9 protein-coding genes are annotated in these 10,936 nt (G+C 37.3%); 6 read left to right on the top strand and 3 right to left on the bottom strand.

Annotated elements, in window-relative coordinates; genetic code table 11:
- The first annotated feature begins 21 nt into the window (after positions 1-21).
- The 4 genes from FEU33_RS15115 to FEU33_RS15130 all read left to right on the top strand — a co-directional run bounded on the left by FEU33_RS15115 (position 22) and on the right by FEU33_RS15130 (position 4,934).
- Positions 22-1,011: a DMT family transporter gene (locus FEU33_RS15115; RefSeq protein ID WP_146550312.1), complete on the top strand. Its 990-nt coding sequence runs from the start codon at positions 22-24 to the stop codon at positions 1,009-1,011.
- Between the two features lie 726 nt (positions 1,012-1,737).
- Positions 1,738-2,448: a hypothetical protein gene (locus FEU33_RS15120; protein WP_146550313.1), complete on the top strand. Its 711-nt coding sequence runs from the start codon at positions 1,738-1,740 to the stop codon at positions 2,446-2,448.
- A 950-nt stretch (positions 2,449-3,398) separates the two neighbouring features.
- The gene (locus FEU33_RS15125) at positions 3,399-4,679 is read left to right on the top strand and encodes an Nramp family divalent metal transporter (RefSeq protein WP_146550314.1); all 1,281 of its coding nucleotides are present in this window, start codon (positions 3,399-3,401) and stop codon (positions 4,677-4,679) included.
- Positions 4,680-4,724: 45 nt separating this feature from the next.
- Complete coding sequence (locus tag FEU33_RS15130) at positions 4,725-4,934, top strand: hypothetical protein (protein WP_146550315.1); 210 nt, start codon at positions 4,725-4,727, stop codon at positions 4,932-4,934.
- Positions 4,935-5,219: 285 nt separating this feature from the next.
- On the opposite strand, the gene FEU33_RS15135 is transcribed toward FEU33_RS15130, so the two are convergent.
- Both FEU33_RS15135 and FEU33_RS15140 read right to left on the bottom strand, forming a co-directional pair.
- Positions 5,220-5,900, bottom strand: coding sequence for a GNAT family N-acetyltransferase (locus tag FEU33_RS15135; protein WP_146550316.1), 681 nt, complete (start codon positions 5,898-5,900; stop codon positions 5,220-5,222).
- Positions 5,901-5,915: 15 nt separating this feature from the next.
- The gene (locus tag FEU33_RS15140; RefSeq protein ID WP_146550317.1) at positions 5,916-7,025 is read right to left on the bottom strand and encodes a mandelate racemase/muconate lactonizing enzyme family protein; all 1,110 of its coding nucleotides are present in this window, start codon (positions 7,023-7,025) and stop codon (positions 5,916-5,918) included.
- A 100-nt stretch (positions 7,026-7,125) separates the two neighbouring features.
- Here FEU33_RS15140 and FEU33_RS15145 point away from each other — a divergent pair, with 100 nt between their 5' ends.
- Positions 7,126-8,370: a hypothetical protein gene (locus tag FEU33_RS15145; protein WP_146550318.1), complete on the top strand. Its 1,245-nt coding sequence runs from the start codon at positions 7,126-7,128 to the stop codon at positions 8,368-8,370.
- A 246-nt stretch (positions 8,371-8,616) separates the two neighbouring features.
- Here FEU33_RS15145 and FEU33_RS15150 read toward each other — a convergent pair whose 3' ends face one another.
- Positions 8,617-9,732, bottom strand: coding sequence for an amidohydrolase (locus FEU33_RS15150; protein ID WP_146550319.1), 1,116 nt, complete (start codon positions 9,730-9,732; stop codon positions 8,617-8,619).
- A gap of 604 nt (positions 9,733-10,336) precedes the next feature.
- On the opposite strand from FEU33_RS15150, the gene FEU33_RS15155 reads away from it, so the two are divergent.
- Entirely contained in the window at positions 10,337-10,660 is a 324-nt protein-coding gene (locus tag FEU33_RS15155) for a hypothetical protein (RefSeq protein ID WP_146550320.1), read from the top strand.
- Positions 10,661-10,936 lie beyond the last annotated feature (276 nt).

The raw sequence follows: 10,936 nt of genomic DNA on the forward strand, positions 1-10,936 counted from the left end.
AATTCATAGGCAGGTGATATTGTGAGGGAGATTGTACTGGGCATTTTAGCATCCTTATTTTTTGCGGTAACGTTTATTTTGAATCACTCCATGGAATTAGAGGGTGGGAGCTGGTTATGGAGTTCATCTTTACGCTATTTCTTCATGCTCCCCTTCTTACTGATTATCGTGGTGTCACGCAAGGGGCTTTCAGCAGTTACACAGGCAATTAAAATGCGACCAAGAGCGTGGTTACTGTGGAGTTTTGTAGGCTTTGTGCTCTTCTATGCTCCCCTTACTTTCGCTGCTGCATATGGTCCCGGATGGCTTGTATCAGGAACATGGCAATTCACAATTATAGCAGGCGTTTTACTTGCACCCTTTTTTATTCAATATGTAGATGGAAAAGCCATAAGACAAAAAATACCGCTCGTCTCATTAGTTATTTCCAGTGTTATTTTGATTGGTATTGTTTTCATACAAATTCCAAGTGCAAAAGGAATCTCAATAGAAAGTTTACTATTTGGGATTATTCCTGTCATAATCGCTGCATTTGCATATCCCCTTGGAAATCGTAAAATGATGGATATATGTAATGGAACACTAGATACTTTTCAACGTGTGCTAGGAATGACTATTGCATCTATGCCTGGATGGATCATCATTGCCATTTATGCCCTTCTCACTGTTGGACTTCCATCGGTGAGTCAGATGATACAATCTTTAATTGTCGGTATAAGTTCCGGTGTGATCGCGACTGTGCTCTTCTTCATCGCAACGGATCGCGTCCATAATGACCAAGGAAAGCTAGCCGCTGTTGAAGCGACACAATCTACCGAAATCCTGTTTGTGATTATAGGTGAAATGGTGCTATTAAACGTTCCGCTACCAGAGCCTCTTGCTCTCTTAGGGATAGCTATCATTATCATTGGGATGTCATTACATAGCTATTACACTATGCTATTGAAGAAAAAAAGCAGCCTTGTTGTGCAATCACGCCAAACAACTACTGAATTAAAAAATCATAGTTAATAGACGAACCCTAAAAGTTTGCATTACTCACTTTTGGGGTAATTTTTTAAGCAGCAAAATGATGACATCAATTACACCTCCAGCTAACCAGCGTCCGGATTTTTTTCGAGCTCGCTCGAAAAACTCCTTTTCAAAATCCATGACATCCGTCGGAGGCTTTATCTTGATTCAGCAGGCGTTTGTACACCCGCTGAATGTGGAAAAACAGCATTCATCTCACTACCTATAGAGGTGAGAGTCTTTTGCTAAATCAATAAAAAAACGATAAGATCGATGAAATCTTATCGCCACAGTCTTGTTAAACATTCCCAAACTTTTGAGGGGGGGTTAGTTTAGAAATATCATGATTAGCTAAATTTTGGAGAAAAGTAGCTAATTGAACCCTGCTCTACTTGCATTTTTAGAGGAGGTTTATTTCTTTATATGACAATGATAATCATTATCAATTGAATTGTCAACACTTTTTTAAAAAAATTACATAATTATTGTCTAGTAATAAAGCGAAACTTTAATTAGTGGGGGTTTTCTTCATCCCACACTGGAGAAGAGGAACTCAGGTTAAAAGCGCCACGTCCTGTGGCAACACCTGAGTGACCAGCATCTTGCCCGCCCGAACCAATCGGGCGCATGCGGCAGTTGATCTCCCACCCAACTTCTTTCCTTTCGCTAAATTTTGAGGTGGGAGTATTACTGCACGTTAATGCGGGATAAATAAGAGGTGATTTAATGAGTACTCTATCGAAGGATCAATTACGGCAATTACAGTCTTTTAGTATTTATGCAGATGATTCAACAAATACTATCTTTAACTTACAACAACTTGAAACAGATGAGTTTTTAGAGGATTTCTTAATCCTTATAAAATCCATTAGTCAGGCTCCATCAGATGTTATCGCGATATCCTATTTTACTCGTCGTTATGGTATGTTTATCGCTATGCAATTTTATATGATGACAATGTACGACGAAGTCTGGGATGGTTCCTTCAATCATTTAAAATTCGGCGTTAAAGAGGAATTTGGAAAGAAAGCCTTGTGTACATTTATCCAATCCTCCGATTGGCAATGGATTGATGAAGAAGAACGAGAAGCTCACTTTCAAAAAATTTTAGAACAGCAATGTCACAAAATTTTTGTGCAGCTTCGTAAAATCACTTCTGCATCACCTAAAATGCTATGGGAAAATGTTTTTGGTTATATGTTATGGCATTTTCATATACTACTTTCTAATCCTGGTACAAAAGAACAAGCTGAGATCGCTGTTGCCTTATTAGAAAATGACTCCCTATGGTCCTCTTTTGCAAAGCATTCGTATTTTAAAGAATATACTGGGGGGATGCACCCTTCAAAACTAATCAATATCCCCGTCCGTAAAACTTGTTGTTTTTCTAAGGATATTCCCGGATGGATGCAATGTGGATTCTGTCCGTTAAAATAAGATTTATCCGTTACTCTGTATGAATTGGAAGGCCGACTCTTACAAGCAGTCCGGATCCCCATCTGCTGGTTACTTGAATCTTGATGCAGGGGTCTTGCTACTCTTTAATATGGGATAAAGCTCTATATTCCATCCAGCAAAAAAATCACTCCATTTTTAAGCTAAACTCTGTTGTATGTTATGGCCGATTTTTCGTTTTAGATAAATTTGAAACAATAATTGATGATGTCAAGCAAGCAACTCTCTGAAAAACGATGGATATCCATTTTCATTATCTCTCTTAATCGATTTTTTCTGTATTCTCCCAATTGAAAAATAAGATCTCACAACAAAATTTTTTGACAAAAGCAGAACTCGGCTCTTGATTACTATGAAAAAAAGCGTTCCTCCTTAACGAAATCCAATAAATCTCAATCTTTTTTTAAATGAATCAATTTCATAAATCATTTTCTTTTTAAAAAATACGAACATTTAAGAATAACTAATTTTGATAGTTGTGGAGCGAAAGACGGCGACTCCTCGAAAATGCATGCATTTTCTTCGTGCGGTGTTAGTTCAGGAAGTTTATTCAAAGTCCTACGGGAAAAGCTTGAGCTGAAAGCCCCGCAGGAACGTTTTAAGGGACAAAGCCTAAGTTCGCCACGTCCTGTGGCAACGGCTTCGGGGTCAACATCGTGTCGACCCGAGGAGATTGAAGCCAAGCCCGTGGAAAGCGCCGTCTGGAGCGGAACAAAAACTTCTGAATATTAATGTTCATGTTGATTCGAAATGTTCGTGTTTTTCATCTGAATTTTGCATTATGAAATTGATTCAAATAGAATCTAAAAATAAAGTAAATTATTATTCTAACATCTTTACATTTTCTAATACTTGAATTACACTATATACACCAAATTTTCCTAAAGGAAATTTTATTTCAGCAATAACACTTTTGGGAATGGAGGAAAAACATGAGTAATAATAAAGTACAAAATCCAAGGACTAATCGTATAGCTGCCGAGGATGTTTTAAATGGTAAAGTACATGGCTATAAAAGCGTGCTTCCCTTCTTAGGCCCTGCTTTTATAGCTGCTGTAGCTTATATAGATCCAGGAAATTTCGCGACGAACATTACTGCAGGTTCTGAATATGGATATTTACTATTATGGGTCATTGCCTTTTCAAACTTAATGGCTGTATTGATCCAATCACTCTCTGCAAAACTAGGTATTGCAACGGGAAAAAATTTGCCTGAGGTTGCCCGTGAAAACTTTTCTAAAAAGACCTCTATTCTGCTATGGATTCAAGCGGAACTCGTTATTATGGCAACAGACTTAGCGGAATTTATCGGTGCGGCACTCGGCATGTATCTATTGTTTAATATTCCGATGCTCCCAGCTGCTTTGATCACTGCTGTTTGCTCATTTGCTATTTTAGAGCTACAACGCCGTGGCGTGCGTCCATTTGAAGCTGGTATTTCTGGAATGGTGATGATGGTCGTATTGGCTTTTGCATTCCAAACATTTTTGGCACATCCAGATGCCAGTGCAATTGCTGCAGGATTTATACCAAAATTTGATGATGTCAATTCCATCTTACTTGCAACAGGCATTTTGGGTGCTACAGTTATGCCACACGCTATTTACCTTCATTCATCACTTACCCAACACCGTATCGTAGGTAAAAATGATGAAGAAAAACGTAAAATTTTTAAATTTGAATTCATTGATATTATGATAGCGATGATTATCGCAGGTGCTATCAATATGAGTATGTTGATCATTGCCGCTGCTGTATTCCATTCAAAAGGCATGAATGTAGAAGACTTAGACGTTGCCTTCCAATCACTTCATGATATGGTTAGTCCAACGGCAGCCATCTTATTTGGTTTAGGCTTACTGATCGCTGGTCTTGCAAGTTCATCTGTAGGTACATTATCTGGCGATATCGTAATGCAAGGTTTTATCAAAAAACGTATTCCTATTTATTTAAGACGTGCTATTACCATGATTCCACCTCTTTTAATCATTGCTTTTGGCGCTAATGCAACAAAAGCGCTTGTATGGAGTCAAGTCATATTATCATTCGGTATCGCTTTTGCTTTAATCCCACTCATCATGTTTACAAGTAACAAGAAAATCATGGGGGGATTAGTCAATCATAAGCTAACAACTATTCTTGGCTGGATTGTAGCTGCCATTGTGGTAGCTTTAAATATATATCTTCTTTATCAAACAGCTTTTGGCGCATAACACCAGTTGTTTAGTACATACTACTTTTAAAAGGAGTGTACTAAAATGAACAAAGATTCTGTGCCGAAAGACAAAAGAAAAATTGCTGATCTTCCTTATAAAGATCGCCCAGATATGATGAATTCAGAGAATATTAGCATTTACGATCTACATGAAGATATGCACACAGTGGACCCGATCCCTGTGGAAGCACAAACGAAAGATTTAGAAAAAGAAAAATTAGATGACAAGTATAACGGAGATTGGACTTCATAAAAAGATTTTCTCCCATAAAGTGAGACTTCACACAGTGGAGATTTTTCGTCACCACTGTGTGTTAGTTGAACTAATCAGGCTTTTATAGCACCTGATCTCTACTGGATGTTAATCCGTTTAATATAAGAGGAATTAGATGGAGACTGTAGTTATGCCATTATTTAAAATTATAAAAATCGTACATAAAGAAAACGAAATATGATAAAGTAATCTCTAATGTAAAAATAAGTAAAACCGCAATTAGACTGTACCAACACCAGTCCTTTCTTCCATTAAGTTTTTACTTTATTTTCTATATGTTACAAACCAATGATCCCTCATTTCAAACATATCCGTTCCAAGAAAACCTTCTTTTAATAATTGTTGTTGCCCAGTGATATCGGACATGCGTAAAGCCCGAGTTTCAGAAAAAGTAGGTACTTCCCCCTTCAACTCTTTATAAAAAATGTAACGCAATTTATCCCCATACTTTACTTTTAATCCGGCAATCATTAGTCCTTGAGAAAATTTATCCTTTAAACTAGGGATGTTTAATGGCTGCACTGTAGCACAAATATAATCAAAACGATTCGAATCGACCTGTGCCATAATGATTTGTGCCATCTTTTTTTGTAATCCATAACCACGATAGCGTGGGGAAACATTCGAAATTTCTTGATAGAGTACGCGTGATAGCTCCTCATCAGGAATGCCGCAATCTCTTCCCAAATGTTCTTCATCAATCACAGGCTTAAGTACTGCACGAAATGCGATTAATTCATCCTCTACATATATCCCGATCATTAAACCATTACCTGTTAAAATATTATTCAGTTCTCCTACGCTAAGAGGCTGCACTGTATGACGATCAGATAGTGCAGCCATTACCTCATCCTGTAATTTTAAAAGTCGGGGAATATCCTTCTTCGTTAATACTTGGACTCTATAAAGTGTCTCGCCAAGAAAACCTTGGGTAATATTAGTCATGATAATCCTTCCTTTCTAGCGAACAATGCATGATTGATGACAAAGTTCTTGTATTACTTCTTCATCTACATTTACACCTAATCCCGGTTGTTCATTTAGACAGATAAATGGTATATCATAATGAAGATCACCGACATCTTTTGAAAATTTAAGAGGACCTGTCAGTTCGACACTTTTCATGATCTTCTTTGAAAAGGCTACATGAAATCCTGCTGCTGAACCGATGGAAGATTCAACCATTGAACCGATTTGACATTCAATTCCTGCCATCTCCGCCATATTGGCTAATTTCATAGCGGGATAAATACCCCCACATTTCATTAATTTTATATTCACTTTGTCTGCTGCACGCTTTGCGATAATTTCACGCATTTCTTTCTGACCATGTAATCCTTCGTCAATCATCAATGTGACATCAGTTTTAGACTTTATTTCGACCATAGCATCAATATCATCGGCATCTACCGGCTGTTCTAGCCAATCTAAATGGACATCTCGCAATGCGTGTAATCCTTTTAAAGTTGTAGAGGCATTATGCCAGCCTTGATTGACATCCACCCGAATATTGATCAAATCTCCTACTCTCTCACGTACTGCTTGAATGCGCTCCACATCTTTCATTACTTCTGTACCGACCTTCATCTTAAATGATCGATATCCCATTGCCACACGTTCTGCTGCTTCTTCAGCCATTTTTTCTGGTGTACCAATACTTAGCACATGTGTAATTGGAAATTTTTCATGATATCGGCCACCAATGAGTTGGTAAACAGGCACATTTAGTTTTTTACCGGCGATATCAAAACAAGCAATATCGATGGCGGTCTTTGCAGCCGGCACTTGATAGACTGTTCGATCCATCAAATCATGGATTTTCTCAAAGCAAAGAGGATTTTCTCCTATAATTGCTGGAGCTAGTTGATGTTTAAGAGTCATATACGTACTGTCCCATGTTTCACCCGTCACATGTTCATCAGGCACAGCTTCTCCGTAACCAATGATCCCTTCATTGGTAGTTATTTTGACAATAATAGAGGGCATTGTATCATATTTGTCGTAACTAATAATAAAAGGTTCAATTAACGGTAACTGAATAGCATAAATTTCCACTGCGGTTATTTCCATATTTTTCCACTCTTTTCTTTACAATTAGAATTCCTCTTGATATAGTTGTCGTTAAATAGTCGTTATTAAGAATTAAAAAAATAACAAAGGAGTCGTTTTAATGCCTACAAAAATTGCAGTCATTAGCTCTCTTGCTTTTAGGGATCGTTTACTAAGTATCGCACAAGAAATGGAGAATATCCAATTAGAATTTTACATTTATAAAATGCCAGATGAAACACCCCAATTAATGAAGCAGATTAAGCCATGTGATGTCTTATTATTATCCGGTACATTGCCTTATTTATACGCCAAGCCTCTTTTGTCCGATTGGCCAATACCATGGACATATTTAAAGCAAGATGAGGTTGCGATATCGACATCAATTTTATCTGTTCTAGCCAACCAGAATCTACAGCTTTCTCAGCTATCAATCGATGTGATGAATGCACAGCATATCAAAAATGTTTTCAACGATATACAGTATGAGGGAGCATTACCTTTTATACAAGAAATCAATATGGAACGACCCTTTGACCAAATTTATCAAAAGCATAAACAACTATGGTTAAATGATAAGATTAAATTTGTTATCACAAGTATTCATAGTGTATACGATGCGCTTACCGCAGATGAAGTTCCCGCGATGCGTATGCACGATCCTAATAGCTCCATTATCCATTGTTTAGAACAGACAATGGCATTATCAAAAATGACGAAATCAGAATCTGCAAGAGCAGTTGTCGGAATGCTAGAATTCTCCCAATCTACAGAGGATGATCAACTTGTATTACAACAAATCGTTGAGGCTACGCATGCATCCTATCAAAAAATAGATGATCATCATTTTGAATTATTTACTACCTTTGGTCATATCCAAAATGCTTTTCAACATCATTTAGTAGAATCTTTTTTCAACATAACAAAAGACCCGATTAAGCTTACTTTTGGCTACGGCGGCTCGATTTTAGAAGCACAGAAAAATGCGCGGCAAGCATTAAATTTTGCAACACCCAATGTCGTCTATATTATGAATGAAAATAAAGAACTACAGGGACCATTCCCAAATCAGCCTACTATTTTGTCCTTGCAAACAAAGGATCCTTATATATTACAGATGGCAAAAGAAACAAAATTGAGTCCACTCAATATTTCGAAAATCATGGCTTTTAGTGTTTCAAGGCAATCCTTACAGTTTACAGCTGTCGATTTAGCAGAATATCTACAAGTAACACGAAGATCGACTGAACGCATATTAAAAAAATTAGTTGAACACGGCTATGCCAAAGTGATTGGGGAAGAAATGTCCTATCATCAAGGTAGACCACGTGCTATTTATGAACTGAACTTTTCCACTTATCACTGATTGGCTTAAAATTTTGGATACGCCCTTTTATGGATTCATGATCCAAATGGGAAACTGGCTGACGACAAGGCCAGATGACTTGACTTCAATAACTTTATAAAATGCAATTCCCCCTAATGAAGGGGTTCTCCATTCCACTGGTTGTTGGCAAACCAATCGTGGGTTTACAAGCAATTGGCTCCATCTCTTTCATGTTTAAGGTTGAAGGCAATTGGTTATTCTCGTTTGTGCCTTGATGTGAAAAACTCACTGCCCACTCATGTGAGATGAGGGATCTTTCGCTAATACAGCTGCTAACACTTTTGAAGCATCTAATAACGCCTCATGGTTAAAGGTCATTTTCGGATGATGTAGTCCTGGTGATAGATCCGCACCAATTCCGATCATGGTTGCTTTTAGTTGTGGGTTCTTTACTGTATAAAAATGAAAATCGTCACTTCCAGATGTGATCACATGTGGTGCTAAATGATTTTTTCCCAAAGTTTCAATAATGGCTTCCTCTGCCATTTTAGCTGCTTCCTCTGAAACTTCTGCACCTGGTGTATAGTCGACCCATTTCCAGTCCAAATCCATTTTGAATTGTTGTGCTATAGCCTTTAATCCTTCATCAATTTGCACCTGTATTTCATTTAAAATAGTATTTTTTTGTGCACGAATATCCATTGTAAAACTCCCATTTCCAGGAATGATATTCATACTTCCTCCATCTGCTACAATTTTCGTTAGCTTTGCAGAGTGCGGCTCAAATGGGGATATGTAGATGTTTTTGATCATTTGTTGAATAGCCACTAGGACATCAATCGCATTTTGCCCTTGATGTGGTCTCGCTCCATGGGCATCCGTACCATGAATAGATCCTTCCAGAAAAATAGCAGCTCCGTGATGAATGGCTGGAGATACTTTTCCTAATTTTAATTCTTCAATTGGTCGTAAGTGTACGCCAAAAAGATGTGATACCCCATCCACTGCCCCATGTTCAAATGCAGCGATCGCACCATTTCCCAGTTCCTCAGCGGGCTGGAAGATAAAGCGTACTTTATGCATTAAAGGTTGATTCTTTAAACGTAATAGCGCACCAAGCACCATTGACATGTTGCCATCATGTCCACATGAATGATTGGCTTTCCATTCCCCATCCACTTCTTGCCATAGCGCATCGATATCTGCACGCACAGCCACAATTTCTTCTCCTTCGCCTATTTCAGCAACCAGCCCCGGCACATCACCAAATAATCGATAAGAAATATGCAGATCATCTAAAATACTTGCAATTTTCTCCGTTGTTTTATGCTCTTTCCAGCTGATTTCTGGATATTTATGAAAATAATCGAACCATTCTAAGATTTGTTCATCCGTTGTCATTTGCTTACACCTCTTGTTTTTTTCATAGAAGTCTCACGCTTTTAATCTAACACACTAAATAAAGTAAAACTTCACACAGTAGGATTTTATTGTCCACTCATGTGAGATAAAAATGAAAAAAGAATCCCTCTCTGATTAAAGTCTACGCAACGACAAGTGAACCAGCAGAAGGATTTTTAGGACTATGGATAACTTTACCTCAAATTATTTTAGATTTCAATGATAGCTGATTTATTCGTCTTTTGGAGGGGTTATTCGCTCTCTTGAGGTTTTATTCGCTATTTCGACAAATCAGGACTTATCTGCTCTCTGACAGTTTATTCGCTCTTCTAGACTATTTATTTGCTTTTTCGATGGATTTATTCGCTCTCTTGGAGACTTTATTCACTCCTTCGACAAATTTATTCACCCTTCCAACAATTTATGTCTTTTATTTTCTACCTGACCTGAGCAGTAAACTTTCAGCATTAATGAATTAACAGCTCTTTCTGTATCTTTATATTACGGCTTAGAAAAAATCCAAATAATTTCAACAAACATGAAACTTTTTTCCTGACCATTATGTATATATACTGAACATTCAAATTTAACGAGGTGATTTGACTTGCAGGACATGCTATATGTTGTTTTAATCGTATTAATAGCTGTAGGAGCTAACGTTATTAGAACAATTGTTAAAAATAAAAACAAGCGTTTAGAATTACAACACAATATGCTAAAAGATGAGATTAAACTAGAAGAGATCAAACAAAAAAATTATTTATTGGAAAACGAAAAGCTTCGATTAGAGCTACAACAAATCCAGAGCAATACCTCTACTAAAGCTGAATTATTGGACTTTAAGCAACTTGGATTTGGTTCTGGAATTGACTCTCTTTCAAATGTTGATCCCAGCCAACCAAAAGAAGCGGGGACAAAGCCTGATTAAAATAAATAAACCGCATGAAATCAAATTGATAAAACTTGTTTTCATACGGTTCTATTTTCGAAATTTATACAAAATCACTTTGTTTTCCACTTACACGAATCTATTTTTCGCCACAAAAAGACTATATTACCTCATCACTATCCACAGTATACGAAGAAAAATCTACAACAGTTGTCGTACCAGATTATCCTATTACCTCATCCACTATCAGTAACATACATACTCCATCTTACATGGCCATTACTAACTAATCTCCTAACGAGGTCCCAGAACCTG

Origin of the sequence: Rummeliibacillus suwonensis (assembly GCF_007896435.1) — a bacterium.
Taxonomy (GTDB): Bacteria; Bacillota; Bacilli; order Bacillales_A; family Planococcaceae; genus Rummeliibacillus; species Rummeliibacillus suwonensis.